The following is a 25,821-nucleotide window of genomic DNA, read 5'->3' as shown; positions in this document are numbered from 1 at the left end:
TGCGGGGGTCAGGGGCGGATGAGCAGCACGGCCGCCGTCCCTAACGGAGGGATGCCGACGGTCACCTCCCCGTCCGTGAGGGGCAGGGTGGCGACGGCGCCGCCCAGGTAGTCGGCGCGGTGCGCGGCGGCCACCGGGAAGCGGGCCCGCACCCGGCAGTCGACCGGCGTCTCGGCGAACGACTGCAGCCGCAGCAGCACCTCGCCGCGCCGCGGTGTCGTCGCCCCCACGAGCCGCACCCGGGCGTCCCCGACGTCGACGAACGTGTGCGTGGCCCGGGCCGCTCCCGAGGCGCCCCGGGCCCGCACCGCCCGCAGCGGGCGACTCCACGCGGCCGCCGTGCGCGGCCCGAGCCCGAGGCCGACGACGGTCGGCGCGCAGGCCACGCTGTAGCGGAAGGTGAACTCGAAGCCCTGCTCGCTGGGGAAGTTGGTGTCCCACAGGTTGTTGTGGATCCAGGAGAAGACGGTGCCGGGCTCGTCGTGGCCCATGGTGGCGGGGAACGGCGCGTAGGGCAGGGCGAGGTTGCCGAACTGCACGAGCGGCGCGTCCTGCGTGGCCCAGGCCACCGTCCACCGCTCGTCCTCCAGGGTGATCCAGCGGCGCACGGCCCGCATGTGCCGCGCGGAGCCGGGCACCACCGGCAGGCGGGTGCCGGTGACTCCGCCGGTGGCCTCCATGCGCACCACGGGCTCGTCGAAGGCGAACGGGAAGGCGAAGTAGGCGCTCTCCTTGCCGAGGGCGCGGTCCTTGTCCAGGCGGTTCTCGATGTCCAGGCGGGGCACACCGCGCGGCAGGGTCAGCGTGACGCGCAGCCGGTTGGCGCCCGCGGGCCGCGTCTCGTAGGTGAGGGTCTCGGCGGTCGCCGTGGACTCGCGGGCGATGAGCGCGGCGGGCGGTGCGACGGCCCGGCGGCCCAGGTGCTCCAGGCGGTCGGAGGCGGTGGTGCGGCTGGAGTTGTGGTTGAAGCCGCCCGCGGTGGTGAAGCTGTCGTGAAGGTAGCCGTTGAGGCCGACGACGGCGTCCTGGCGGACCAGTTCGCGCCCCGTCGACTTGTCGACGACCGAGGCGACGCAGGCCTGCGCCAGGTCGACGCGGACGGCGAGGTGCTCGTTCTCCAGGAGCGTCGGCTCGGGGTGGGCGGCGGCGTGGGCGGCGGTCTCGGCGGGGTCCTCGTGCTCGCTGCCGCCGGTGGGGTTCCAGCCGGTGGCCGCCATCACGATGGTCTCCTGCCGCGCCCCGGCGGTCTCCTCCGCCCGCGCCAGGACGTCCAGGCGGACCGTACCCGCGGGCGGCACGTCGTCGACCCGTACGACGAGGAACCGCCCGGCGTCCCGGTGGTCGTCGTTGACCTGCGGCCGCTCCTCGTGCGTGAGCCGGTGGCCGTCGCGGGCGTCGTGCACGGCCACCGCCAGGTCCAGCGGGGCGGTGCTCTCCGGCAGGAAGATCCGTACGACGTCGGTGCGCGGCCAGGAGCAGGTGTTGACCACGTGGTACGAGGCGACGGCGCCCGGTGCCGCGGCGAGCCGCTGGCCGAGCCTGGCCTCGGCCCGGCGCAGCAGGGAGGTGCCGTCGTCGTGGGCGCGCAGGGCCTGCCCGTACTTCCAGTGCCACTGGTGTTCTCCGCAGTGGCCTCCTTCGTCGCCGTGGGTCCAGGGGTCGCCCGCGCCCCAGGTGTGCTCGTCGAACAGGGACACCGCTTCGTAGACCGCCGCCGCGTCACGCGTGTCGTCCTCGGCCCCCGTGGCGTCGAGGAGGGACGCGAACGCGCCGACGGTCTGGGCGTCGGCGACCAGGGACTGGGCCGTGCGGGCCAGGGACAGGGGCCTGGCCCCCGCGCCCACGCCGTCGACCCACCAGTCCGTCCAGTCGCCTTCGAAGGTCTGGATCCGCTCGCCGAGCCGCGCCTCGGCGTCGCGGAAGAAGTCCTCGTTGCGGGAGAGCCTCAGGCGCGGGTAGGCCCAGGTGTCGTTCCAGCGGCGCACGGTGTCGGCGATGACGCGGCGCGGCGGCGCGTTGTCGCCGAACTTGCCCTGCACGCGCAGGTGGAGCACGTCCCACGGGTACGGCTCGCGCTTGACGTCCTCCTGGTCCATGGCCCAGCCGAAGATGCCGCCCCGGTAGGGGTAGGGGCGGGTGGCGAGGGAGGTGAGGTAGGCGGGCAGCAGGTCGTCGACGTCGGCGTAGGCGGTGTCGAAGCCGAGCAGCGGGCCCTCCATGTAGGCGAGGCCGTGCGGGGTGTCGGTCACCCAGACGAGGACGCTGGCGCCGCTGGGGGCGCGCCAGCGGAAGAGCCGGGGCAGCTTCTCGCCGCCGACGAGGTGGGGCACGGAGCGCCCGGCCCAGTTGTGCGCCACCGACAGGTACGTCACGCCCGCCTGGGCGAGGGCGTCGACCAGGCCGACGACCGCGCCGGGCACGTCGGTCTGCATCGCGGAGGTGAAGGTGACGCCGTGGCGCTCGCGGATGTCCCGGGCCAGGCGGAGGAGTTCGTGCAGCTCGTCCGTGGAGCAGGTCTCGGTGTGCAGGTTGAACGGCAGCGCCGTCAGCTCGATGCGCCCCTCCCGCACCCGTCGTACCAGCTCCTCGACCTGCTCCGCGGGGCGGTTGTCGGCCCACTGCTTGAAGGACCACAGCGACTCCACGCACCAGCGGAACCGCGCGTCGGGCGGCCAGTCGTCGGTGGCCCGGGTCAGTTCGAGGCAGGAGTCCAGGAACGACAGGTGCTCGTTCAGGACCAGCCCCTGGGGGTCGGTGTAGCCGATGTCGAGGTGCGAGTGGTGCACCAGGTGCACGGTCCAGCGGCGCTGCGGCGTCAGGGGTACGTCGATGCCGTGGTCGTCGCCGGGCAGGCCGACGGTGACGCGGGTCGGCCCGTCCACGGCGGGCAGCAGCAGCCGCACCGCGTCGCCCGGGCCCGCGACGCGCTCGGCCCGCAGCGCGGTGCCCGACCCGGTCCGCACGTCGAGGAGTTCGGGCACCGGAGAGCCGCCCACCGGCTCGACCCGCACCGACTGGAGCAGCGTGCCGTCGTCGGCGTACCGCATCAGGGGTTCCCCGGTCAGGCGGAGCGCCCGGTCGCCCAGGGTGCCCTCGGCGGTGACGACGCCGGAGCGGAGGCTGGCGCGGACGCGGTCGTTGTCCCAGTCGGTGGCGCGGACCAGGGCTCGTGTGGTCATGCGGCTCTCCCCGTGTACGGACTGACGGAACCGGTGGCTCAGCGGGTGGTGGCGGTGATGCCGCGCAGGAACAGGCCGCGGAACACCAGGAACAGCAGGAGCGTGGGAACGGACACGAGGAGCGCCCCGGCGAGGATCACCGGGGGTCCGCTCGACGCGTAGGAGCTCTTCAGGGTGGTCAGGGCGGCCATGACCGGCTGGACGTCGCCGCTGCGGCTGAGGGTGATGCCGAGCAGCAGGTCGTTCCAGACGGCGGTGAACTGGAAGAGGAAGGCCGCGCCGAGTCCCGCCCGCATCAGCGGCACGTGGACGCGCCAGAAGATCCGGGTGAAGGACGCCCCGTCGATGAGGGCGGCCTCGGTCAGCTCGGGCGGCATCGCGGCCATCTGATTGCGGATCAGGAAGAACGCGAACGGCACCGCCCAGGCGACGTACACCAGCATCAGGCCGAGCCGGGTGTCGTACAGGTTGGCGTCCGCGTACAGGCCGAACAGCGGGGCGAGGAAGATCTGGAGCGGGAACAGGGTCCCGGAGTAGATCAGCCAGAACCAGAACACGGGCCGCGGCACGGGCAGCACGACCACGGCGAAGGCGGCCATGGCCGCGACGAGCACGGCGACCAGGCCGCACACCGCGGCGTACAGGAGCGAGGACTGGAAGGCGTCGCCGATGCCCGCCTTGTCCCAGGCCTCCTCGACGTTGTCGGCGAGCGCGAAGCCCTGGAGGGTCCAGGCGGGCTCGCCCTCGTACTCGGCGGCCGGGGTGAGCGCGTTGACGACGAGGAGGTAGAGCGGGATGAGCCAGAGCACGACGCACCCCGTGACGAACAGCGGCTTCACGATCCGTACCACGGCGGCCTCCTCAGCTCCTCGCCCAGCCGGTGTCCGGCATCTGGCGGCGCAGGTACAGCCACGACGAGCCGACGACGATCACCGTCAGGACGAGGGCGATCGCCGAGCCGTAGCCCACGTGGAACAGGCGGAACGTCTCGCGGTACATGGTCAGGGCGAGGGTCTCGGAGGAGCGGGACGGGCCGCCCTGGGTGAGGATCCAGATCATGTCGAAGGCCTTCAGACTGTTGACGACGGCCATGCCGACCACGACGACGGTCACGGCGCGCAGCTGCGGCAGGGTGACGTAGCGGAACATCCGCCAGCCGCTCGCGCCGTCCAGTTGGGCCGCCTCCACGGTCTCGCGGGGGATGGCGCGCAGGCCGATGGCGAAGAGCACCACGTTCAGGCCGGTGGCCTGCCAGGTGCTGGCGACGATCAGGGCCAGCGTGTTCTGCGGCCACTCCAGGAGGAACGCCTGCGTCCATCCGTCGAGTCCGACGCCGCGCAGGGCTTGGTTGACGGCGCCGTCGGAGGTGAGCATGAAGTGCCACAGGACGGCGGTGGCGGCCGGGGAGATCGCGAAGGGCAGCACGATCACGGCCTGCGCGAACCCGCCGAGCCGCGTCCGGTGCGTGGCGACGGCGATGAGCAGCCCGGCCGCGACCGGCAGCAGCAGCGTCCCGGCCACCCACAGCAGGGTGTTGAGCAGCGACCGGCCGAAGATGGGGTCGTCGGCGAGCCGGGTGTAGTTGTCGACGCCGGTGAAGCTGCTGGTGAAGCCGTTGTCCTCGAAGAAGCTGCCGTACACGCTGCGGAAGAACGGGTAGACGAGCAGCACCCCGACGAACGCGACGGCGGGCAGCGCCCACGGCAGCGCGGTCAGCGGCCCGCCCAGGCGGGCGGCGGGCCGCGCGGCCTGGTGCGGGGTGCGTACGGGGACGCGGCGGCGTCCGCGCGGGGGCCTGCCCCCTGCCTTGTCCGCCGGGCGCGCGGGCGTGCCCGCGGGGGTCACCATCCCGGTCATGTCCGGCCCGCCTCCCGCCACACCCGCCACGCGTCGTCGGCGCGGTCCTGCATGGTGCGCAGCGCCTTGCGGTACGAGGGCGGGTTCAGCAGGAAGCCCGCGAGGTCGTCGACGGTGGCCTCGACGAGTTCGGGCGGGCCCTGCTCCCAGAACCGGTTGAGCAGCCACAGCCGGTCGCCGCGGACCTTGGCGGCGAGTCCGGCGATGACCGGGTTGGCCGGGGGACCCGGGGGTTGGGGCAGTTGTCCTGGAGGGTGTGCGCGAACGCCTTCATCACGGCGGGGTGCAGCCAGCCGCGGGTCGCCTTGAGGGCCTCGGCGCGGTCGGGGCCCTTGACGGTGGCGACGAGGGCGCTGGACTCGAAGATCACGCTGGGGCGGGCGCCGGGTTCGGCCATGGGCAGCACGAACGCGTCGACGTTCACGCCGGGCCTGCCGCCCGCGCCCGCCAGCGTCGAGCCGAGCCAGGTGCCGCAGGGCACCATGCCGAGCCTGCCGTGCACGACGGCCGCGGCGGCGTCGGGGAAGTCCATGTCCATGGGCGTGAACCAGTCCTGGTCGAAGAACGACACGACGGTGCGCAGGGCCCGCTCGGCCCGCGGGTCGGTGTAGCGGGCGCGGCCGGTCATCAACTCCTCGTAGAACCGGGGGTCCTGGCGGCTGAGGACCTCCTGGAACCAGATGAAGGACGGCCAGCGCTCGTGGGCGGTGCCGTGCAGCGGGGTGATCCGGTTGCGCTTGAGGCGGGCGCAGGCGGCCAGGAAGTCGCCCCAGGTGCGCGGGCGGCGCAGGCCGTGGTCGGCGAAGAGTTCCGGGTTGTAGAAGAACACCCAGTACGCGAGGTTCATCGGCAGGCCGTAGACGCGGCCCTCGTGGCTGAACGCGGCGCGCAGCGAGCGGTCGACCCAGCCCCTGCGGGCCGCGGCGTCCCAGGCGCCGGTGAGGTCCTCGATGCCGCCGGTGCGCGCCAGTTCCTTCAGGCGGTAGCCGGACCAGTACTTGAGCAGGTCCGGGGTCTTCCGGGTGCGCAGCGAGGTCTTCACCACCTGCTCGAACGCCTCCAGCGACGGGTTGACCTCCGGCACCAGGCTGATGCCCGCCACGCGGCGCAGGGCGGCCCCGGCGGCCGTCATGGGCTCCGCCAGGGCGGCGCTGTCCCCGAACACGGCGACCTTGCCCGGCGGCTGGCCCTCGGCGGTGCCGCAGGCGGTGGCGAGGGTGCCCGCGGCCGCGGCGGTGAGCAGCGCGCGGCGGGTCACGGTGCGGGGCGCGGTGCCTGACGTAGTGGCTGGCAGGGTGGCTGGCATGGGTGCCCCCAGGGGTGTTCCCGGGTGTGTCCCGGCCCGGTGTTAGCGTTAACACGAGCGAGGGGGAGCGTCGCGATGCCCGGGGCGGATGTCAAGGGACCGCGGACCGATCGGGCCACGCGGACACAAGTGGACGCGGATCCTCAACAGGGGTCGCAATTCGGCCAGTTGCGCGCAGCCGCATTTCCGCGAGTCTCGTCGACGAACACAACCCGACCGGGGGCTCAAGGGTCATCAAGGCACAGACGATCTGTCGACGTGACGGTACGTCCGGCCACCGGACGTACCGCCCTGTCCGCCCACCGACCCAAGGGACACCGCACCATGCGCACTCGCTCCGTCATCGCGCTCTCGGCCACGGCCGGGACCGCCGCCGCCCTCCTCGCGCTCGCCCCCGCCGCCGGGGCCCAGCCCTCGTCCGCCGCCCGCACCCCGACCTGCGCGGAGTCCGCCCTCACCGTCAAGGCGTCCGCCGCCGACAAGCCCGGTGTGCTGCGCGTCAGCGTCACCAACCGCACCGACCGCACGTGCGCCGTCGACCGCGTCCCGACGGTCACCTTCGGCACCCTCGACGGCGCCGCCCAGCCGGTCCCGGCCACCGAGAGCGCCCCCTACCGCATCGCCGCGGGCCGCACCGCGTACGCGGCCGTGCGCACCGCCGCCGACCCGAGCGACACCCACGCCCGCCTGGTCGACTTCGTGACCGTCGCGGGCGACCCCTCGCACCAGGGGCGGCAGTTCACCGACGACCAGCTGGGCCTCCCGCAGGGCGTACGGGTGTGGGAGCCGGTCACCACGTGGTGGCACCCGACGCGGGCGAAGGCGGACACGGCGCTGGAGAACGCGACGCGCTGACAGCGCCCCCGCGCGGGGGCGCCGGCCTCCCAACGGGGGTGTGGGGCGCGGCTGTTGCGGGCCCTGGGGCCGGGGGCATGACCTTCGGGCCTCGGCTCGGGATTGAGCGCTCGGGGCTCGGCTCGGGCTTGAGCGCTCGGGGCTCGGAGCTTGAGCGCTCGGCGCTTCGGGCTCGGGGCTTCGGGCTCGGGGCTCGGAGTTGGGCATTGAGGCTCGGGGCTCGGGGCTCGGAGATTGAGCATTGGGGATTGAGGCTCGCGGCTCGGACTTCGAGGCTCGGCACTCAGGGCCTCGGGCTGAGGGCTCGGCTTCGGGCCGGGGGGCTCAGGGGTTCGGGTTCCGGGCCTGGAACTGCTGGGCCTCCAGCCCGAGGTCTCGGGGCTCGGGACCTCGGAGCTTGGGGGCTGGGGCCCCTGGGCATCAGGCTCGGCCCGGACCCCAGGACTCCAAGCCCGACTACCGGGGGCGACCTTCGAGCCAGGGGGCTCAGAGACTCGAACTCCAGGACTGCAACCGCCGGACCTCCAACCCGAGAACACAGGGCTCAGGACCACGCAGCTCGGGCGTTGCGACCCCGAACCCCGCGCTTCAGGCTGAGGCTCGGGCCTCGGGGCTCGGGGCTCGAGACCGCAGAGCTTAGGGGCTGGGGCCCGTGGGCATCAGGCTGGGCCCGGGCCTCAGGACTCCAAGCCCGGCTACCGGGCGCGACCTTCGAGCCAGGGGGCTCAGAGACTCGAACTCCAGGCCTGCAACCGCCGGACCTCCAACCCGAGAACACAGGGCTCAGGACCACGCAGCTCGGGCGTCGCGACCCCGAGCCCCGCGCTTCAGGCTGAGGCCCGGGCTGCGGGCCTCGGGGCTCGGGGCTCCAGGCCTGCCGCCGGGGGGCGGGTTTCGGGTCTGCGGGCTCCGGCCTGGGGCCTGGGAACCTAGGCGTCGGGGCCGGTACCTCAGAGCCTCGGGCCCGGGGCCTAGGAACCGGGGGCTCGGAGCTGGGCCCTCGGGTTCAGGCCCGGGCCCCTGCTGCGAGCTGCGTGCTGCGAACCTGGAGGTCGGGCTTCCGGCGGCGGGCATAGGCCCTCAAGGCCCCGGCCCCCGGGCCGACCGCGCCTCGTAAACCAGCGGCCCGGGGATCCGCCCGGGCAACAGGCTCGGGGCATGTCCTCCGCCGTGAAGCCCGCCCCGCCGCCGTCCGCCTCCGCCGTCCTCGCGGCACGGGGCCAGCCGCAGTCCGGGCTCCCGGGGAGGCCGACGCTTCCGCTCCGGTGACCGGCAACCCGGTCGCGGGGCTGCTCGCCGGGTACGGGATCGCCATGCCGGTGGAGCCCGTCGCGGCGTACCTGCTGGCGCTCACGGCGCGGACCTCGTGGCGGACCGGTGCCTGCGCCGCGCTGGGCGTCGCCACCGCCGACGGGCTGTACGCGCTGGTCGCCGTCGCGGCGAGCGCCACCGCGGCCTCCGTCATCACCCCGCTGAAGGGCCCGCTGCGCTGGGTCCGCGCCGGGGTCCTCGTCGCCCTGGCGGTGCGCGCCGCCACGACCGCCGTCCGGCACTACCGCGCCCCGGAAGCGGCCACTCCGGGCGACGGCGGCGCCACGGTCATCCCCTTCGCGGCGCTCGCGGCCCTCGCGGCGTCCGCGAGCTGGCAGTTCCCGATCGCCGGGGGCGGCGCGCTGCTGGGGCGGGCCCTGACGGGCGCCCGTGGCCGAATCGCCACGGCGCTGGCGTCCAGCGCGGTGATCGCGGCGCACCTGCTGGCGTCGGCGCCCTGACCCGCGCCGGAGGCAGGCGGGCAGCGGCACCCGCCGGTGTCGGCTCCGTCACGCGGGCGCCCCGCCAGGAACCGCGCTGACCACGGCGAACGTCCCAGCGCACGCCGAGCCACCCCCCACCCCCACCGTCCGCCATCGGCCATCCGCCGTGCAGAGGAGACGTCCCCGCCCATGACCGAGACCGCCACCCGCTACCTGTATCTCGCCCGGCACGGTGAGGCCTCGCCGGACGAGTCCGAGCTGACGGAAACGGGCCGCCGCCAGGCGGCCCTCCTCGGCGAGCGGCTGCGCGACCTCCCGCTCGCCCGGATCACCCACAGCCCGCTGCCGCGCGCCACCCAGACCGCCCGCCTCGTCCACGCCCACCTCGGCCCCGCGGCTCTGGCCCGCCTGGAACCCCCCGCCCTGCGGCCGTCCGACGCCGCCGGGGACTTCGTCCCGTACGCGCCGACCCGTGAGGAACTGCCCGTGGAGTGCGCCGACGCGGTCCTCGACGGCCTGGCGCGGCAGCCCGCGGCGCGGCCGGAGCTGGCCCGGGCCGCGCTCGACGCGTTCACCGGCCCGGTCGCGGGTCCCGAGCCGCGGCACGAGCTGGTGGTGACGCACGCCTTCCTGATCGGCTGGCTCGTGCGGGCCGCCCTGGGCGCGCCGCCGTGGCGGTGGGTCGGTCTCCCCCACGGCAACGCCGCCCTGACGGTGATCCGCTACGCGCCGGGCCGCCCGGCGGCGCTGCTCGCGCACAACGACGCCGGGCACCTGCCGCCCGCGCTCCGCTGGACGGGGCTGCCCGCCGAGCCGCGCGTCTGAGCCGCGGGCGCCGCCGGGGGCTCAGTGCGGGTGCGGCATGCCGCGGTGCGTCGGGCCGTGGCCGTGCGCGCAGTGCCGCGTCGGGCCGGACGCGGCGGGCACCGGCTCGCCGAGGGGGCGCGGGTCGTGGTCCTCGTGGTCGATCTGCAGGGTGGTGTGCGTGAGCCCGTACTCGTGGACGAGCAGTTCGTCCAGATCGCGGCGGACCGCGTGGCAGTCGCCGCCCGGCTCGACCACGACGTGCGCGGACAGGGCGGGTTCGCCGGACGTGATGGTCCACACGTGCAGGTCGTGCACCTCGGCCACGGCGGGCGACGCGGCGAGGCGGCCCCCGATCGCGTCCGGGTCGAGCCCGGCGGGCGCGGCCTCCAGGAGGATGCGGCCGGAGTCGCGCAGCAGGCCGCAGCCCGCCTTGACCATGAGGACGACGACGAACAGCGTGGCGATGGTGTCGGCGCGCGCGAAGCCCGTCGTCATGACGACGACACCGGCGACGGCCGTGCCGATGAAGGCGTACAGGTCGTTCAGGATGTGCTGGTAGGCGCCCTCGACGTTCAGCGAGGCGCGGTTGGCCCGGGACAGGCACCAGGTGGCCGCGAGGTTCACGGCCACGCCGCTGAGGGCGGTGGCGAGCACCATCCAGCCGGTGACCTCCGGCGGGTGCAGCAGCCGCGTGACGGCCTCGTATCCGAGCCAGGCCGCCGCGAGCAGCAGGGTGAGCCCGTTGGCCTGCGCGGAGAGTATTTCCACGCGTTTCAGGCCGAAGGTGTACGTGCCCTTGGCGGGCCGCGCCGCGAGCCGCATCGCGACGAGCGCGAGGACGATGGAGAAAGCGTCCGTGAGCATATGCACGGCGTCGGACAGCAATGCGAGAGATCCGGCCATAAAGGCGATCGCCGTCTCCACGCAAATGAAAACGCCAATCAGAACGAGCGCCAGGGAAAGCCAGCGCCGGTCGGCGTCGGCGGACACTCCGTGGCTGTGCCCGGCGTGACCTCCCGTTCCGTGCTGGTGTCCATGGTCGTGCGTATGCGCCTGGCCCACGGAGAATTCCCCCCAGGTGGTGTTCCGGCTGATTCTCTGACTGGTGTTTCCGCAGTCAACTCACGGAAGTTAAGCGCAGTTTCGCGATACCCGCAAAGGCTGCACCGGTGACGGTTTTCAGTACCGCAATGGGTGGTGTTGACACGAGCGCGCGGCCCGTCGTTCAGCTCCCCTTCGGTGGCAATTCCCGTACGCTGCCCAGAGGTTTTCGCCCGGCGGGCCGCGCGGGGCGCGCAGGGCAGCGGGACGGAGGGCGGCGCATGGGCGAGGCGGTGCTGTGGGTGGGCGGTCCGCCCGGCGCGGGCAAGACCACGGTCGCCCGGCTCCTCGCCCGCCGCCACGGCCTGCGCTGGTACAACGCCGACGCCCGCACCTGGGAGCACCGCGACCGCGCCCTCGCCGCGGGCCACCCGGCGGCCCACCGCTTCGAGCGGCTGTCCCGCGAGCGGCGCTGGCAGGAGCCGCCCGCCGAACTGCTCGCCCAGTCGCTGCACCGGGAGCGGGGCGCGATGGTCCGCGACGACGTACGGGCCCTGCCGCCGACCCCGCTGACGCTCGCGGAGGGCACGCCGGTGACGCCGTCCGCCGTCGGGACCAGCGACCGCGCGCTGTGGCTGCTTCCCACCCCCGAGGTGCAGCGCGCCCGGCTCGTCGCGCGGGGCCTGGACCCGGACGGCGGCCCGCTGCGGCTCTACCAACTGCTACGGGAGGAGATCGCGGCGGAGGTGGCGGCCTACGGGGCGCGGGCCCTGCCCGTCGACGGCACCCTGGACGTCGCGCGAACCGCGGCGGCCGTCGAGGACCTGTTCGCCGACGCCCTCGCGCGGGGCCCGCGCACCGCCACCGCCGCCGAGCGCCGCGCCCTGCTGCGCCACGCCAACCGGGCCCTGGTCGTGCAGTACGAGCAGTTCCACGCCCGCCCGTGGGCGCCGCGCCCCGACCCGGCGACGACGGTGGCCTTCGCGTGTGAGTGCGGAAGCGCGGACTGCCGCGCGGACGTCGCCCTCACCGTGGAGGACTTCCCGGTGGGGGACTTCCCGGTGGAGGGCTTCCCCGTGGGGGACTTCCCCGTGGAGGGCTTCCCCGCGCCGCCCGCCACCGCCTCGCCCCCGCTGCTCGCGCCCGGGCACGCCCTCGCGCACGGGCACGCCACCGCGTCCGTGCACGCCACCGCCTCCACGGCCGGACCGCGCGGCGCCCGTCGTCCACCCCTGGGAGACCTGTCGTGATCATCGTGTCCGGAACGCTGTACGTCGCCGCCGACGACCGCGCCGCCTACCTGGACGACTGCCGCGAGGCCGTCGAGCGGGCCCGGGCGGCGCCCGGCTGCCTGGACTTCGCCCTGTCCGCCGACCTCATCGAACCGGGGCGGATCAACGTGTACGAACGGTGGGCGTCGGACGCCGACCTGGCCGCCTTCCGCGGCTCGGGACCGGACGCGGGGCAGGCGGCGCGGATCCTGCGCGCGGACGTGGCGAAGTACCGGATCGCCACCGCCGAGGCACCCTGACGCCCGCCCGCGGCCGGGCCCGGCACCCGCACCACCGCCCGGCGGCCGCCCCCGGCCCCACGGAACCCCCTGGGTAGGGTGGACGCGACAGCACATCGTGACATCGTGAAGCGGAACGGGAGCAGACGTGAGCGAGTCGGCGTCCATCGACCTGCAGCGGGAGATCGCCCGGGAACTCCAGGTCGCCGAGACCTTCGACGCCGAGCGCGAGATCGAGCGCCGGGTGGCCTTCCTCGCCGAGCGGCTCACCGGCACCGGTCTGCGCTCCCTGGTGCTCGGCATCAGCGGCGGCGTCGACTCCACCACCGCCGGGCGGCTGTGCCAGCTCGCCGTGGAGCGGGCCCGGGCCGCCGGGCACGAGGCCGCGTTCTACGCGATGCGGCTGCCGTACGGGGTGCAGGCCGACGAGCGCGACGCCCAGCTCGCGCTCTCCTTCATCCGCGCCGACCACGTCCTGACCGTCGACGTGAAGCCCGCGAGCGACGCCGCGCTGGAGGCCGCCCTCGCCGCCGACGTGGCCTTCCGCGACGCCCACCACCAGGACTTCGTGCACGGCAACATCAAGGCGCGCCAGCGCATGATCGCGCAGTACGCGGTGGCGGGGGCGCACGGCGGCCTGGTCGTCGGCACCGACCACGCCGCCGAGGCGGTCTCCGGCTTCTTCACCAAGTTCGGTGACGGCGCCGCCGACCTGGTCCCGCTGACCGGCCTGACCAAGCGGCGGGTGCGGGCCGTCGCCGACGCGCTCGGCGCGCCCGCCGAGCTGGTGTGGAAGACCCCGACCGCCGACCTGGAGACCCTGGCCCCGGGCAAGGCCGACGAGGACGCGCTCGGCGTCACGTACGACGACATCGACGACTTCCTGGAGGGCAAGCCGGTCGACCGGCGCGCCTACGACACGATCGTCGCGCGCTACCGCGCCACCGCGCACAAGCGCCAGCTGCCCATCGCCCCGTGACGGCCGCTCGCCCCGTGACAGCCGCTCGCCCGGTGACGGCCGCCCCCGCCCAGCCCGTACCGAGCCTCCTTGGGGTGTTCGCGCACCCCGACGACGAGTCGCTGTTCGCGGGCGGGGTGCTCGCGCGGCACGCGGCCGCCGGGGCGCGCACCGCCGTGGTCACGGCGACCTGGGCCGAGGGCACCGCGCGCGCCGGGGAGCTGGCGGACGCGCTGCGCGTGCTCGGGGCCGGGGCGCCTCGGCTGCTCGGCTACGCGGACGCCCGGGTGCCCGCCGAATCCGCACCGGACAGCGCCCGGCTCTGCGAGGCGCCGCTGGACGAGGCGGTGCGGAAACTGGTCGGGCACATCCGGGAGTTCCGCCCCGACGCCGTCGTCACGCACGACGCGTACGGCGGCCTCACCGGCCACCCCGACCACGTGCACACGCACCGGATCACGGCACTCGCGGTCCAGGCGGCGGGCCTGGGCGGTTCCGCCCCGAGGCCGGGGAGCCGTGGCGGCCGGGCGCCCTGTACCTGGCCACGCACCCCGAATCCGCCGTGCGGGCGCTGCCCGGAGACCTGCTCCAGGAGGGGCGGGAGCCGTACGGCGTCCCGGACGCGTGGGTGACGGCCACGGTGGACGTGCGGCCGTGGCTCGACCAGAAGGTGCGGGCCGTCCTGTGCCACCGCAGCGAGGTGGAGCGCGGCGCGGCGCCGGGGCTGCTCGCCGCGCTCGCCCCGGCCGAGCGGGAGCGGCTGCTCGGCACGGAGTGGTACATCCGGCAGCGGCTCGCACCGGACGGCCCGCCCGCGACGGACCTGACGGGCGACGGCTCCTGAGGCAGCGGGTTCCTGAGGCGACCGCCCGCGCGACCGCTCCCGCGGCGGCTTCCACGACGGCTTCCGAAGCGACTTCCGAGGCGGCGGCATCGGCTCCTCCACCCGCTCGGCCAACCTGACCAGCCGCTTGACCAGTTGCCGAACTGGTCAGGTCGACCCCCTTGGCGAGCGGGGACGAAAAGGGCCGCTCGGGCCTTCGCCCCTTCACGTATCGCCTTCCAGGCCTCAACGCCCGTACATTCAGAGCCGGTTGACAGGGTCATGCCCAACATCCGCGGTACACTGGGAGTTGACCAGTGCGTCCGGCACCCCACGGCCGCGGCGGAACTGGTCAGCTGAGTGTGGACGGGGGCGCGATGGACGACAACCGGTCACCCGGTGCCGTACTGAAGCGGGAGCGCGTCCGGGACTTCGTCCTGGAGCTGATCGAGTCGCGCGAGGCGGGGGACGCCATCCCCTCCGAGCGCTCCCTGTGCGCCCAGCTCGGCGTGTCCCGCCCCACCCTGCGCGCGGCGGTCGACGAGCTGGTCGCGGCGGGCCTGCTGGTCCGCGAGCACGGCCGGGGCATGTTCGTGGCGCCGGAGAAGATCACCCAGGAGCTGGTGTCGGAGCCGCAGGCCCTGACGGCCCCGCAGGCGTCGGGGACGTGGACCAGCCGCCTGCTGGAGTTCACGACGCTCCCGGCGGGCGCCCGCGTGGGCCGCAGGCTGCGGATGTCCCCCTCGACCGAGGTGGTGTACGTGGCGCGGCTGCGCCTGGTCGACGGGGCGCCGATGGCCGTGGAACACCTGCACCTGAAGGCCGAGCTGGTCCCGGGCCTGTCCGCGCGGGAGCTGGAGCAGGGCGACCTGTACGCGCACCTGCGCGAGCGGCACGGGGTGCGGGTGCACGAGGCGGTGCAGACGATCGAGCCGACCGTCGCCACCCGCGCCGAGGCCCGCCTCCTGGAGGTGCCCGAGCTGTCGCCCGCGCTGCTCTTCGAGCGCCTCACCACGGACACCACGGGCCAGCCGGTGGAGTACGTCCACTCCCTGTACCGCGGCGACCGCTACCGCATCGTCTCCCGCCTCACCCTGAGCGCCACGGCCGCGCCCGCCGACAACCCCAGCGGCCACCATCCGGGCATCCCCCCGGGCGACTTCACCCACCCCGAGCCGGTCGCGTCGTCCACGGTGGGCGACGTCCAGGACCGGTGAGCGGCGGCTACAGCGGCGGAGTGGCTGGGGCCGGGCCGAGCGTGGTGGTGCCGGGCGCGGCGCGGTGGCCGAGGCCGGTGCGGTAGGCGTCGAGGGCGGCCTCCACACGGCCCGTGCGGCGCAGCAGGTCGCCCAGGAGACGGCACAGGTCCGCCACGTCCCCGGCCGCGCTGGAGCGCTCCAGCAGGGACAGGGCGGCGCAGTAGTGCTCCTCCGCGGTGTCGGTGTCGCCGCGCTCCTCGGCGATCAGCCCGAGGAGGCGGTGGGCGCCGCCCGCGTGCACCGCGCCGCGCTCCGCGCCGAGCGCCCCGGCGTCGGAGCCGTCCGGCGTGAGCAGGGGGCGGAGCAGCGCCTCGGCTTCGGCGGCCTTGCCGCGGCGGCGCAGGACGTCGGCGAGTTCGACCTCGACCTGCTCGGTGAAGAGCGCGGCCCGCTTGGAGGCGAGCATGTCGCGGGCGGTGCGCAGCTCGCTCTCGGCGCGCTCCAGGTCGCCGTCCTGGGCGTGGACGTAGCCGCGCATCCAGTGGCAGTGGGCGAGTTCGGTGCGGATGTGCAGCTGCTGGTACAGCTCCTGGGCCTTGGCGAGGGACGCGTCGGCCTCCGCGGTGCGGCCCTCGGCGATGAGGGTGCGGGCGACCCCGCGGTGCATGTGGGCGACGAGCGCCGGGTCGCTGACGCGCGGCGCGAGGGCGAGGGCCAGCTCGGCGGCGTGGGCGGCGCGGGCGTGGGCGCCCATGTCCATGTACGGGGCGATGGACGCCGTGTAGAGGAGCAGCAGGGCGTCGGGGTCGTGCAGGCCCGCGGCGTTCAGCTCGTCGAGGGTGGTCTCCAGGAGGTAGCAGGAGTACCGCAGTTCACCGGCGAGGAGGTGGGCGGTGGCGCGGCCGCGGATGGCGGGGACACGGCGGGGCAGCGGCTCGTCGGCGAGGAGGCGCTCGACGGCGGCGAAGGTCTCGCGGGCCTCGGTGAGGTCGCCGGACTCCAGGAGGCAGTCGCCGAGTCCCTGGAGCGCGGCGGCCCGTTCGGGGTCCAGGCCGTGCCGGGCGGCCTCGTCGCGCAGCGCGCGGAAGACCGCCGCCGCGTCCTTGGGCGCACCGGTGGCGAGGGCGCGCCGGGCGTCGGTGAGGCGCAGCCTGAGATCCGTGGCCAGGCGGGCGGGGCGGCCGGTGGCCAGCTCCTCGTACCCGACGCCGAGCCGCTCGGCCAGGTGCCGCAGGGCGGCTTCGGAGGGCCGCACCTTGCCGGACTCCAGCGTGGAGACGTACGCCGGGGTGTAGGCGGGCTCGGCCAGTTGACGCTGGGTCAGGCCCCGTTCGGTGCGCAGCCGCAGCACGCGGCGGCCGATGTCGGCGGGGTCGTCGAGCCGCGCGGCATCGGGACTGTTCTCCGCCACCTCTCCTCCTCCAGCAGGTTCCAGCAGGCCCCATCAGGTCCCATCAGGTCCCATCAGGTCACGGCCCTGAGCTAAGTCGATGGGCGGCCCGTTGAACAGAGCCCGTACGAGTGGGGAACATGGCGCGAATCACACTCCAACTCGCGGGCCCCATGAGTAACTTGGCACACACCATTGCCTCGCTCCGCACCACCCTCTACGTTGAACCGCACCTTAATCCGGTTTAACCCGCCACTTAACCAGCCACTCAATCCGCCGTTCCACCGGCGGAGCTCGGGAGGACCCCCCATGCGGAGCGACGAGTCCGGCATAGCCGGGCGCACCAGACGTACGCGCCTGCGGACCGCCCTGGCCGCGGGCGTCGCCCTCGCGGCGTCCCTCGCCGCGACCGGCGGCGCCACCGCCGCGGACCCCGGCCCCGGCCCCTCGGCCCGGTCCCAGCAGCACGTCGAGTACTTCGACCGCGACGGCCACCCCCGGCACACCCGGGTGCCCGCGCCCGACGCGCTCTCCCGCACCGAGCGCTCGGCGATCGCGGGCGACGGCGACGTGGTGCCGATCGTCCAGAACGGCCCGGTCGGCACCAAGGCGGACGTGGTCTTCGTCGGCGACGGCTACACCGCCGCCCAGCAGGCGGACTTCCACGCCGACGTGCGCGCCAAGTGGGCCGAGGTGTCCAAGGTCGAGCCGTACGCCTCGTACAAGAACCTCTTCAACGTCTGGGCGGTGGAGGCCCACTCGCGCCAGTCGGGCGTCTCGGGCGACCCGACGAGCGACGTGCGCAGGGACACCGCGCTCGGCTCGTCCTTCTACTGCGACGGCATCGAGCGGCTGCTGTGCGTCGACACCAACAAGGTGGAGGCGTACGCCAGCAAGGCCGCCGACCCCGACCTGGTGATCGTCCTCGCGAACTCCACCAAGTACGGCGGCGCGGGCTACAACGACATCACCTCGCCCTCCGGCTACGACGGCATCGCCACCGCCTCCTCCGACAACGAGGACTCCTCGCAGGTCGTCGTGCACGAGACGGGGCACTCGCTCGGCAAGCTGGCCGACGAGTACTGGTACGACGAGTACGGCACGTACACGGGCGCCGAGCCGTGGGAGTCGAACATCAGCAAGCTCACGGCGGCCCAGCTCGGCGCCCAGAAGAAGAAGTGGTACCGCTGGCTCGGCCAGACCTCGCCGGACGGCGGCACCGTCGGCGCGTACGAGGGCGGCGGCTACTACCCGCGCGGCCTGTACCGGCCCACGCGGGACTCGATCATGCGCACCCTGGGCCGGGAGTTCAACCTGCCCGGCCGCGAGGCGATGATCGCGGGCTTCCACCGGCACGCGTCGGTGGTCACCTCCCCCACGCCCACCGACCGCGAGGTGCGCCGGGGCCAGCGCATCACCGTGGCGGCGGGCGACGGGGTGCGGCTGCGCTGGTACGTCGACGGCCGCGCGGCCAAGCAGGGCCACGACCGGACGCGGATCACGCCGCGCGCCCTGGGCGTCCCGGCCGACGGCCGCCCGCACACGGTGACGGTGCGCGCCACCGACCCCACCGGCAAGGTCCGTGACCCGCAGCTGCGCAAGCTCCTGACCGGCGAACTCACCTGGCGCGTCGCCCGCTGACGCCCCGCGGGCCCCTCGCCCCGGCCGACCGCGGCCGGGGCGAGGGGCCGTGTCACACGACGGCGCCCGTGTCCTGGGCGTGCTTGGCCTCCAGCGGGCTGCCCCCGCGCGCGCCACGGGCGCGGGAGGGGGGCGGCGCGGGCCTGCGCCGCTCCAGCACGACCGCCGCGGGCACCGCAACGGACACCGTCGACACCATGCCGAGGACGACGCCCGCGATCAGCGCCAGGGAGAAGTCCGCGAGCGAGTCGCCGCCGAGCACGGCGAGGGCCGCCAGGACGAACAGCGCGCCCATGCCGGTGTTGACGGTGCGCGGCAGGGTGCGGATGACGGCCTTGTTGGCGGTGTCGGCCAGGTCGGCCCGCGGGTCGCGGCGCCGCGTCTCGCGGATTCGGTCGAAGACCACCACGGTGTCGTTGACGGAGTAGCCGACGACCGTGAGCACAGCCGCGAGGAACACGCTGTCGATGGTCTTGCCGAGCCAGGCGAACAGGCCGACCACCAGCAGCACGTCGTGCACCATCGCCGCGACCGCCGCCGACGCGAACGTCCAGCGGAACCGCACGCTCAGATAGATCAGCTGGGCGGCGACGGCGATGCCGAGCGCGATCAGCGCCTTGTGCCGCAGCTCCTCGCCGAGGCTCGGGCCGATCATCTCGTCGCGTACGACGGAGACATCGCCGCCGCGCTCGGCGAGCGCCTCCTTGATCTCGCGCTGCTCGCCGTCGCTGATCTTCCCGGTACGGACCGTGAGGTCGTCGTCGCCGGACTCCTGGACCACGGCGTGCGGGAACCCGGCGTCCGCGACGGCCTCGCGCGCGGTGTCGGCGTCGAGGCGCTGGCTGGTGCTGTACTCGACGAGGCGCCCGCCGGTGAACTCCACGCCCCAGTCGAGCCCGCGGACGACGATCCCGGCGATCGCCAGCGCCACCGCGAGCGTGCTCACGCCGAGCCAGCGCCGCCGGTGCCGCACGATCCGCGGGTTGCGGCGCTCCAGGAGCGCGCGGACGCGGCCGGTCTTCGCGATGCCGGTCCAGGCGGGCCGGGCGCGCACGAACCGGCGGCGCACCGCGAAGTCGGCGAGTGCCCTGGTGACGACGAACGAGGCGACCATGGACACCAGCACGCCGATGGACAGGGTCACGCCGAAGCCCTTGACCGGGCCGGTGGCGAAGAAGAACAGCAGCCCCGCGGCGAGCAGCGTCGTGACGTTGGAGTCGATGACCGCGCTCCACGCCTGGCGGAAGCCGGTGCTCAGGGGCTTGGCGAGGTTGGTGGAGCGGACGCCGAGATAGTCCTCCCTGGCCCGTTCGAAGACCAGGACGTTCGCGTCGACCGCCATGCCGATGGCGAGCACGAACCCGGCGAGGCCCGGCAGGGTGAGCGTGGCGCCGACGGCGAGCAGCGCCGCGTACGCCATCACTCCGTAGGCGAGCAGCGCCAGCGTGGCCAGGGCGCCGAGCAGCCGGTAGACGACGATGATGAACAGGCCGGTCAGGGCCAGGCCGATGAGCGCGGCCTGGGTGCTGGCCTCGATGGCGGCGGCGCCGAGCGTCGGGCCGACGGTGCGCTGCTCGACGACGTCGACCGGCACGGGCAGGGCGCCGCCCTTGACGAGCGCGGCCAGGTCGCGGGCCTCGCCCTCGTCGAAGCCGCCGGTGATCTGGGTGGTGCCGCCGGTGATGCCGGTGCCGCAGCGCACGTCCGGGTTGACGCCGGGCGCCGAGATGACCTTGCCGTCCAGGACGATGGCGACGCGGCGCTCGGGGGCGCCCTGCGGGGCGCAGGCCGCCTTGCCGGTGATCTTCGCCCAGTCCTTGCCCGCGCCACCGCGGAAGTCGAGGGTGACGTACCAGCCGTTCATGGACTGCTGGTCCAGGGCGGCCTGGGCGTCCTTCACGCCGTCGCCGGTCAGCGCGGTCGGGCCCAGCTTCAGATGGCCGCCGGGCCGGTCCGGGTCGGGCAGGGTGCGGGAGCCGTCGGCGGCGGGCGCGGCCTTGCCGGGGGTGTCGGTCTCGCCGACGACGGGGTGCACGGTGAGCTGCGCGGTGCGGCCGATGACCTCCGCGGCCTCGCGCGGGTCGCGCAGGCCGGGCAGCTCCACGATGATGCGCCGGTCGCCGGACTTGGCGAGGCTCGGCTCGGCCACGCCGAGCGCGTCGACGCGCTGGCGCAGGACCTCCACGGCCCGGCTGGTGGCGGCGGAGTCGGCCTTGACGGTGGGTGAGTCCTTGGTCTCCAGGACGATCTGGGTGCCGCCCCTCAGGTCGAGGCCGAGGCGCGGGGACTGGGTGAGGGCGAGGTACAGCGAGGCGGCGACGGCGACGAGCGCGACGATCGCCCGCCACAGGGGCGCGCGGGGCATGGGAGTTCTCCCTATCCATGGGGTCCACGGGGCCCACGGCATCCACGGGATCCACACGGTCTGCGGGATCCACGGGCGCGTGGGCAAGCGTGGGCGCGCGCACGCGTGCGAGCGGCACGGCGGAGCGCGTTCACGCGATGACGACGAGGGCATGACGAAGGGCGGAGCGGCGCCCTGGGGCCGGTCGGGCGGGGCCGCGCGCGTGCGGCGTGCCCGTCGGACCGTCAGGCGGCGCCCGTGCGGCTGTCGTTGCTCCCAGGCGTCGGTGGGCCCCTCGGCCGGGGCGCGGGCTGCGCGTGCTGGGCGGCCAGGGCGGGGTGGCTCAGGCGGGCGGCCGGGCCTCCCGGGTGCCCGTGCGGGGCGCGGTCGGCGTGCGGCGGGGCGGGGAAGGGCGGCTGCGGCAGGGGCGCCGCGTGGTGGTGCGGGGCCGTGGCGCGCACGGCGTGCGGCGTGCCGGGGGCTTCGGGGCCGCGGACGGTGGTGACCTGGTCGGCCGCGCTGCGGTGGGCGCTCGGCGCCGCCCAGACCTGGGCCGTGGCGACACGGGAGGGGACGACGAACGCGAGCACGGCGACGAGCGCCGACAGCACGGACGCGGCGACGCGCGCCGACGACCGGGCGGCGGCGGCCCGGGGCGCCGACCGGGCGGCGCGGGTGCGGTGCGGCACGCGGCGCCTCCTGGTCGTCTGGTCGTCGGCAGCCGGGGTGCGCGGCCGGGTCGGGTGGGCGCGGGTGCGCCGAACACGTAACGGACGGGGTGGTCGGCGTAGTTCCCGCCTACGTCCCCCGAGAATCCGGCGTACGTCCCCAGGGGTCCAGGCGTACGTCCCCCGGGAGCCCGGCAGCGTAGCCGCGCCGCGCCCCGTGCCCCGTGCCCCCGTGCCCCCGTGCCCCCGTGCCCCCGTGCCCCCGTGCCCGCACCCCCGTTCCCGTTCCCGTTCCCGTCAAGTCCCCGGTCAGCGGATTCGCCGAGGGCACAACCGATACGCCCTCGGCAGAACGCGGACGGCGCCCGCCCCCGGCGCTCCTAGTCTGAAGCGGTGAGCAGCCACGCGAACGACGCCGTCAGCCGCCCCGACGACCCCGCGCCGCACGCGGATCCCGGGGAGACCGCCGCGCGGCCCGCGCCGCGCCCGGCGGCCCCGCCCCGCCGCGCGGACCAGGACGCCCGCGTCATCCCCCTGCGCCCCGTCCCGCCGCGGCCCGCGCAGCCCGAGCCGCTGCTGCGGGACCTGGTGGGGGACGTGCTGCGGCGCGAACGCCTCGCGCAGGAGCGCACGTTGAAGGACGTCGCGGACGCGGCGCGGATCTCGGTGCCGTACCTCTCCGAGGTGGAGCGGGGCCGCAAGGAGGCCTCCTCCGAGGTGCTGGCCGCCGCCGCGCACGCGCTGGGCCTCGGCCTCGCCGACCTGCTCGCGCTGGCCCAGCGGGAGCTGGCCGCCGCGCGTCCGCGCCCCCGCCGCCCCGAGGCCGGAGCGCCGACGGCCGCGGCCCCGCGGCAGCGCGCCGTGTCGCTCGTCGTGGGCCCGGCCGCCCCCGGCGGCGGCCCGTGGACCCGCCCCGGGGGCGACCCGCAGGTGCGCCTGCGCCTGGTCGCCTGACCGCCCGGGCCAGGTCCGCTCCGGGCACCGGCCCCCCAGGGGGCCGCCGCCTCAGACGGGGGCGGCGGCGCCGCGGCGGCTGACCACCTCGTCGGCGAGCCCGTACGCCACCGCCTCGTGCGCGGTGAACACCTTGTCGCGGTCGGTGTCCGCCCGCAGCGTGGCCACGTCGTGGTGGGTGTGCCGGGCCAGGACCTCCTCGACCTGGGCGCGGACGCGGAGCATTTCCTTGGCGTGCAGGCTCAGGTCGGACACCACGCCCTGCTGGCCGCCGCTCGCGGGCTGGCCGAGCAGCACCCGCGCGTGCTCCAGGACGAACCGCCGCCCGGGATCGCCCCCGGCGAGCAGCACGGCCGCGGTGGACGCGGCCTGCCCCACGCAGAACGTGGAGATGGGCGCGCCGATGAACGTCATCGTGTCGTAGATCGCCATGAGGGACGTCACGGAGCCGCCGGGAGAGTTGATGTAGAGGGCGATCTCGCGGTCCGGGGCGGCGGACTCCAGGTGCAGGAGCTGGGCGATGACGACGTTGGCGACGCCGTCGTCGATCTCGGTGCCGAGGAAGATGATCCGCTCCGAGAGCAGCCTGCTGTAGATGTCGTAGGCCCGCTCGCCCTGCGGGGTGCGCTCGACGACCGTCGGAATCGTGTACTGCCCCATGGCTAGAGTCCCATCCGTCGCCGCGTACCGGCCGGTCGCACGTCGTCGAGCGAGACGACGACGTGGTCGACCATGCCGTACTCCTTGGCCTGTTCGGCGGTGAACCAGCGGTCGCGGTCGCCGTCGCGGGCGATCGTCTCCGGGCTCTGGCCGGTGTGCTCGGCGGTGATCCGCTCGATGGACCGTTTGGTGAACTCCAGGTTCTCCGCCTGGATCGCGATGTCGGCGGTGCTGCCGCCGACCCCGGCGGACGGCTGGTGCATCATGATCCGCGCGTTCGGCAGCGCGTGCCGCTTGCCCGGCGTGCCCACGGTCAGCAGGAACTGGCCCATGCTGGCGGCGAATCCCATGGCGAGGGTGGACACGTCGTTGGGGATGAGGCGCATCGTGTCGTAGATGGCGAGGCCCGCGTGCACGGACCCGCCGGGGCTGTTGACGAACAGGGCGATGTCGGTCCGCGGGTCCTGCGCGGACAGCAGCAGGAGCTGGGCGCAGACCCGGTTCGCGGACACCTCGTCCACCTGCGTGCCCAGGAACACGATGCGCTGGTCGAGCAGTTGGGCCGCGAGCCGGTCGTCGAAGCGGGTCGCGGCGGTGCCGCCGTCCTCGGCGCGCGGGGGCGCCGCCTCCCTCGTACGCAGCGGTGTCATGGCGCGTCCTCCTCGTGGCGTGGCTGGTGCGTCCACTGTGGCCCGGCGGGAGGGGCGGCGGCCCGGATATCGGCTGGTGGCAGATGTGCCGAGGGCAGAAGCGCCGTCGCCCGCGGATCCCGGGGCCGGGTCCGCGGGCGACGGGTCAGGGCGTCAGCTCAGTAGGTCGGCTCAGTGGGTCAGGACGTCTTCCACCAGGGGGCGCTGGTGTCGCGCAGCGTGTTCGTGCCGCAGTGCACCTCGCCCATGCCGATGTGGTACGTGTACCAGTCGTCGATGTACCTGGTGGTGAAACCGGCCTCGCGGTACACGGAGGTCACGGCGTCGGTGAAGATGTCGCGCCCGCCGATGACCGGGCCCCACTGCTGGGGCGCCAGGTAGCGCGTCGGGCTGAGCAGGACGCCGTTGACGGCGCCGGGGACGTAGGCGCTGTTCTGCCAGGCCCGTGCGCCCGCGCGGCGGCCGTCGGCGCCCGTGCTCTTCTTCGCGCCGCCCAGCTGGTTCAGCTCGCGCAGCGAGTCGGGGCCCATGCGGCGCAGGGTGCGGCTGTCGCTGAGCCCGCTGGCGCTCGGGCCCTGCTCGTCCCTGACGTACAGGCCGGGCACCTTCACGATGTCCGCGTCGGTGATGCCGGTCTCGCGCTTGAGGACGACCAGGTTGGCCTTGATGCGCTCGGCGGCCAGCTTGTTGTCGGCGTGGAACTTCGCCGAGGCCAGGACCTTCTTGATGGTCTCCTTGGGCGCCGGGACGTCGGGCGAGCCGGGCACGGAGAACATCCGGGCCGAGCCGTGGCCCTCGCGCTGCGCCTTGCGGAGCAGTGCGACTCCGGCGGCGGGGTCGGCCACGCCGACGCGCCAGCCGCGCGGGGTGTCGGCGGGCAGGAACTGCACGAACTCGTCCACGTGCCCCACCGACAGCCACGAGGTGTCGAGCAGCAGCGGGTCCTGCGCGCCCTGCGAGGCGAGGAACGTGCGCATGGTCCTGGCGGGCTTGGAGCCGGTGTCCTTGCGGTAGCCCTGGATGATGCGCCCGGCCGGATAGCTCTTGTTCCCCAGCCGGTAGGGCGGGATGGTCTCCAGGTTGCCCATGGAGTTGAGGGTCCACTCCTCGCTGTCGCGGGCCGCGCCGACCTGGACGACGCCGACGTCCGGGCCGCGCAGCTTCTCGAACAGCTCGCGTCCCGCGGGCCGGTCGAGCTGCGCGGAGCGTATGAGGACCCGCATCGTGTGCGGCGTGCCGCCCGGCCCGGGCATGCTGGCGTACGCGGGCTCGACGAAGTCCTGCGCCCACGGGTCGCCGTACTTGGTGAACTTCGTCAGCGGCTTGGTGATCCCGGCGCTCTTGACCTGCGCGGCCAGCTTCTTGACGAACTTCTGCTGCGCCTTGCTGTAGGGGTCGCGTCCCGACGCCCTGGTCACCAGGACTTCCTGGGCCTTCTGCAGGTGGTGGTGGGTGAGGACGGGGGCGGTGCGCAGCACCACGTCGTCGGAGCGGGACGCGCCGCCGCCGGTGACGGTGAGGCGGACGGTCACCAGGCCGTTCCACTTCTGCCGGTCCCGCACCACGTCGGTGGCCTCGACGCCGAGTTCGACGCCGGAGCGCAGTTCCTTCGCGGTGAGCCGGTCGGTGGGCCGCAGCAGCGTCCAGCGGCCGTCGCGGTGGACGAACACGCGAGACTTCTTGGCGCCCGCGCCGACGGCTTTCACGGTGCCGTGGTGGCCCGCGGGCGTGTCCGGGCGCGGCACGGTCCGCAGGCGCGCGAGGTCCGCGGCGTCGCGCTTGCCGTTGACGACGGTGTCGGAGGCGTCGTTGCACCGCGCCAGCTTGCTGTCCGACAGCGGCCTGCCCCGGGAGTCCTTGACCGGGCAGCGCTTGGCGTCGTCGTCGATGTTCGGGAGCAGGACCGCGCCCCGCTCCGGCGTCCAGGTGTCCTCGCCCGCGGTGTCGGTGTCGCCCTCGACGTCCACGCGGCCGTCGCGGTTGACGTCCGCCCGCAGGTCGGGGGCGTCCGCCTCCGCCGCGGCCGAGGCCCGCGCCTCGGCGACGGCCGTGGTCCCCGTGGCCGCGAGCAGCCCGGCCATGCCGGTCGCGAGGGCCGCCGTTCTCCATCTGTGCACGCGCACAGTTCCCCTCTCCTTGTCCCGGCCCTCTGGTCGGTCGTCCTGCTGGCGAGGGCCGCTGAACTGGAAGAGTCCCGTTCGCATCCGGAGGTTGCTCCGGGCGGG

At 74.7% G+C, this 25,821-nt stretch carries 20 protein-coding genes and 1 pseudogene; 10 read left to right on the top strand and 11 right to left on the bottom strand.

Features of this window, described 5'->3' with window-relative positions:
* Window positions 1-8 precede the first annotated feature (8 nt).
* The 4 genes from ACOBQU_RS35270 to ACOBQU_RS35255 all read right to left on the bottom strand — a co-directional run bounded on the left by ACOBQU_RS35270 (window position 9) and on the right by ACOBQU_RS35255 (window position 6,342).
* Window positions 9-3,179 (bottom strand): alpha-mannosidase, encoded by a 3,171-nt coding sequence (locus ACOBQU_RS35270; RefSeq protein ID WP_423632989.1) that lies wholly within the window; start codon window positions 3,177-3,179, stop codon window positions 9-11.
* A 38-nt stretch (window positions 3,180-3,217) separates the two neighbouring features.
* Window positions 3,218-4,030, bottom strand: a complete 813-nt coding sequence (locus ACOBQU_RS35265) for a carbohydrate ABC transporter permease (RefSeq protein ID WP_423632987.1) — start codon at window positions 4,028-4,030, stop codon at window positions 3,218-3,220.
* A 10-nt stretch (window positions 4,031-4,040) separates the two neighbouring features.
* Entirely contained in the window at window positions 4,041-5,036 is a 996-nt protein-coding gene (locus tag ACOBQU_RS35260; RefSeq protein ID WP_423632985.1) for a carbohydrate ABC transporter permease, read from the bottom strand.
* A gap of 85 nt (window positions 5,037-5,121) precedes the next feature.
* Window positions 5,122-6,342: an ABC transporter substrate-binding protein gene (locus ACOBQU_RS35255; RefSeq protein ID WP_423632983.1), complete on the bottom strand. Its 1,221-nt coding sequence runs from the start codon at window positions 6,340-6,342 to the stop codon at window positions 5,122-5,124.
* A gap of 324 nt (window positions 6,343-6,666) precedes the next feature.
* Here ACOBQU_RS35255 and ACOBQU_RS35250 point away from each other — a divergent pair, with 324 nt between their 5' ends.
* The 3 genes from ACOBQU_RS35250 (at window position 6,667) to ACOBQU_RS35240 (ending at window position 9,776) form a co-directional block, all read left to right on the top strand.
* Window positions 6,667-7,197, top strand: a complete 531-nt coding sequence (locus ACOBQU_RS35250; RefSeq protein WP_423632982.1) for a DUF4232 domain-containing protein — start codon at window positions 6,667-6,669, stop codon at window positions 7,195-7,197.
* A gap of 1,265 nt (window positions 7,198-8,462) precedes the next feature.
* Complete coding sequence (locus ACOBQU_RS35245; protein ID WP_423632980.1) at window positions 8,463-8,969, top strand: lysine transporter LysE; 507 nt, start codon at window positions 8,463-8,465, stop codon at window positions 8,967-8,969.
* A 171-nt stretch (window positions 8,970-9,140) separates the two neighbouring features.
* A complete protein-coding gene (locus ACOBQU_RS35240) occupies window positions 9,141-9,776 on the top strand; it encodes a histidine phosphatase family protein (protein ID WP_423632979.1) in 636 nt (211 codons plus the stop codon).
* 21 nt (window positions 9,777-9,797) lie between these two features.
* Here ACOBQU_RS35240 and ACOBQU_RS35235 read toward each other — a convergent pair whose 3' ends face one another.
* A complete protein-coding gene (locus ACOBQU_RS35235) occupies window positions 9,798-10,820 on the bottom strand; it encodes a cation diffusion facilitator family transporter (protein ID WP_423632977.1) in 1,023 nt (340 codons plus the stop codon).
* Window positions 10,821-11,080: 260 nt separating this feature from the next.
* Here ACOBQU_RS35235 and ACOBQU_RS35230 point away from each other — a divergent pair, with 260 nt between their 5' ends.
* The 5 genes and pseudogenes from ACOBQU_RS35230 to ACOBQU_RS35210 all read left to right on the top strand — a co-directional run bounded on the left by ACOBQU_RS35230 (window position 11,081) and on the right by ACOBQU_RS35210 (window position 15,307).
* Window positions 11,081-12,049: a hypothetical protein gene (locus tag ACOBQU_RS35230; RefSeq protein WP_423632975.1), complete on the top strand. Its 969-nt coding sequence runs from the start codon at window positions 11,081-11,083 to the stop codon at window positions 12,047-12,049.
* Complete coding sequence (locus ACOBQU_RS35225) at window positions 12,046-12,330, top strand: putative quinol monooxygenase (RefSeq protein WP_423632973.1); 285 nt, start codon at window positions 12,046-12,048, stop codon at window positions 12,328-12,330. The genes ACOBQU_RS35230 and ACOBQU_RS35225 overlap by 4 nt, the downstream gene beginning before the upstream one ends.
* A 127-nt stretch (window positions 12,331-12,457) precedes the next feature.
* A complete protein-coding gene (gene nadE / locus ACOBQU_RS35220) occupies window positions 12,458-13,288 on the top strand; it encodes an ammonia-dependent NAD(+) synthetase (RefSeq protein WP_423632971.1) in 831 nt (276 codons plus the stop codon).
* A 32-nt stretch (window positions 13,289-13,320) separates the two neighbouring features.
* Window positions 13,321-14,111: pseudogene (locus ACOBQU_RS35215) on the top strand (PIG-L deacetylase family protein).
* Window positions 14,112-14,467: 356 nt separating this feature from the next.
* Entirely contained in the window at window positions 14,468-15,307 is an 840-nt protein-coding gene (locus ACOBQU_RS35210; RefSeq protein ID WP_423632970.1) for a GntR family transcriptional regulator, read from the top strand.
* 7 nt (window positions 15,308-15,314) lie between these two features.
* On the opposite strand, the gene ACOBQU_RS35205 is transcribed toward ACOBQU_RS35210, so the two are convergent.
* Window positions 15,315-16,700, bottom strand: a complete 1,386-nt coding sequence (locus ACOBQU_RS35205) for a tetratricopeptide repeat protein (RefSeq protein WP_423632969.1) — start codon at window positions 16,698-16,700, stop codon at window positions 15,315-15,317.
* Between the two features lie 288 nt (window positions 16,701-16,988).
* Between ACOBQU_RS35205 and ACOBQU_RS35200 the strand changes: the two genes are divergently transcribed.
* On the top strand, window positions 16,989-18,320 hold the full coding sequence (locus tag ACOBQU_RS35200; RefSeq protein ID WP_423632967.1) for a M64 family metallopeptidase: 1,332 nt from the start codon (window positions 16,989-16,991) through the stop codon (window positions 18,318-18,320).
* Between the two features lie 52 nt (window positions 18,321-18,372).
* On the opposite strand, the gene secD is transcribed toward ACOBQU_RS35200, so the two are convergent.
* Both secD and ACOBQU_RS35190 read right to left on the bottom strand, forming a co-directional pair.
* Window positions 18,373-20,685, bottom strand: coding sequence for a protein translocase subunit SecD (gene secD / locus ACOBQU_RS35195; protein ID WP_423632965.1), 2,313 nt, complete (start codon window positions 20,683-20,685; stop codon window positions 18,373-18,375).
* 224 nt (window positions 20,686-20,909) lie between these two features.
* On the bottom strand, window positions 20,910-21,353 hold the full coding sequence (locus ACOBQU_RS35190) for a hypothetical protein (RefSeq protein WP_423632963.1): 444 nt from the start codon (window positions 21,351-21,353) through the stop codon (window positions 20,910-20,912).
* A gap of 507 nt (window positions 21,354-21,860) precedes the next feature.
* Here ACOBQU_RS35190 and ACOBQU_RS35185 point away from each other — a divergent pair.
* The gene (locus ACOBQU_RS35185; protein WP_423634923.1) at window positions 21,861-22,286 is read left to right on the top strand and encodes a helix-turn-helix domain-containing protein; all 426 of its coding nucleotides are present in this window, start codon (window positions 21,861-21,863) and stop codon (window positions 22,284-22,286) included.
* Window positions 22,287-22,337: 51 nt separating this feature from the next.
* Here ACOBQU_RS35185 and ACOBQU_RS35180 read toward each other — a convergent pair whose 3' ends face one another.
* From ACOBQU_RS35180 to ACOBQU_RS35170, 3 genes are all read right to left on the bottom strand, one after another.
* A complete protein-coding gene (locus ACOBQU_RS35180; RefSeq protein ID WP_423632962.1) occupies window positions 22,338-22,946 on the bottom strand; it encodes a ClpP family protease in 609 nt (202 codons plus the stop codon).
* A 2-nt stretch (window positions 22,947-22,948) separates the two neighbouring features.
* Complete coding sequence (locus ACOBQU_RS35175) at window positions 22,949-23,596, bottom strand: ATP-dependent Clp protease proteolytic subunit (RefSeq protein WP_423632960.1); 648 nt, start codon at window positions 23,594-23,596, stop codon at window positions 22,949-22,951.
* A gap of 179 nt (window positions 23,597-23,775) precedes the next feature.
* Window positions 23,776-25,677 (bottom strand): protein-arginine deiminase domain-containing protein, encoded by a 1,902-nt coding sequence (locus ACOBQU_RS35170; RefSeq protein ID WP_423634921.1) that lies wholly within the window; start codon window positions 25,675-25,677, stop codon window positions 23,776-23,778.
* Window positions 25,678-25,821: the final 144 nt, after the last annotated feature.

The organism is Streptomyces sp. G45, from assembly GCF_049542095.1.
GTDB lineage: Bacteria > Actinomycetota > Actinomycetes > Streptomycetales > Streptomycetaceae > Streptomyces.
The sequence above is the reverse complement of the archived record's forward strand: the minus strand, read 5'-3'. Positions and strand labels throughout refer to the sequence as shown.

Bases quoted from the DNA above. Each gene is read 5' to 3' on its own strand.
- ACOBQU_RS35270 (WP_423632989.1), bottom strand. From the start codon at position 3,179: ATGACCACACGAGCCCTGGTCCGCGCCACCGACTGGGACAACGACCGC.
- ACOBQU_RS35260 (WP_423632985.1), bottom strand. From the start codon at position 5,036: ATGACCGGGATGGTGACCCCCGCGGGCACGCCCGCGCGCCCGGCGGAC.
- ACOBQU_RS35255 (WP_423632983.1), bottom strand. From the start codon at position 6,342: ATGCCAGCCACCCTGCCAGCCACTACGTCAGGCACCGCGCCCCGCACC.
- ACOBQU_RS35250 (WP_423632982.1), top strand. From the start codon at position 6,667: ATGCGCACTCGCTCCGTCATCGCGCTCTCGGCCACGGCCGGGACCGCC.
- ACOBQU_RS35240 (WP_423632979.1), top strand. From the start codon at position 9,141: ATGACCGAGACCGCCACCCGCTACCTGTATCTCGCCCGGCACGGTGAG.
- ACOBQU_RS35230 (WP_423632975.1), top strand. From the start codon at position 11,081: ATGGGCGAGGCGGTGCTGTGGGTGGGCGGTCCGCCCGGCGCGGGCAAG.
- ACOBQU_RS35210 (WP_423632970.1), top strand. From the start codon at position 14,468: ATGGACGACAACCGGTCACCCGGTGCCGTACTGAAGCGGGAGCGCGTC.
- ACOBQU_RS35200 (WP_423632967.1), top strand. From the start codon at position 16,989: ATGCGGAGCGACGAGTCCGGCATAGCCGGGCGCACCAGACGTACGCGC.
- secD (WP_423632965.1), bottom strand. From the start codon at position 20,685: ATGCCCCGCGCGCCCCTGTGGCGGGCGATCGTCGCGCTCGTCGCCGTC.
- ACOBQU_RS35180 (WP_423632962.1), bottom strand. From the start codon at position 22,946: ATGGGGCAGTACACGATTCCGACGGTCGTCGAGCGCACCCCGCAGGGC.
- ACOBQU_RS35175 (WP_423632960.1), bottom strand. From the start codon at position 23,596: ATGACACCGCTGCGTACGAGGGAGGCGGCGCCCCCGCGCGCCGAGGAC.
- ACOBQU_RS35170 (WP_423634921.1), bottom strand. From the start codon at position 25,677: ATGGCCGGGCTGCTCGCGGCCACGGGGACCACGGCCGTCGCCGAGGCG.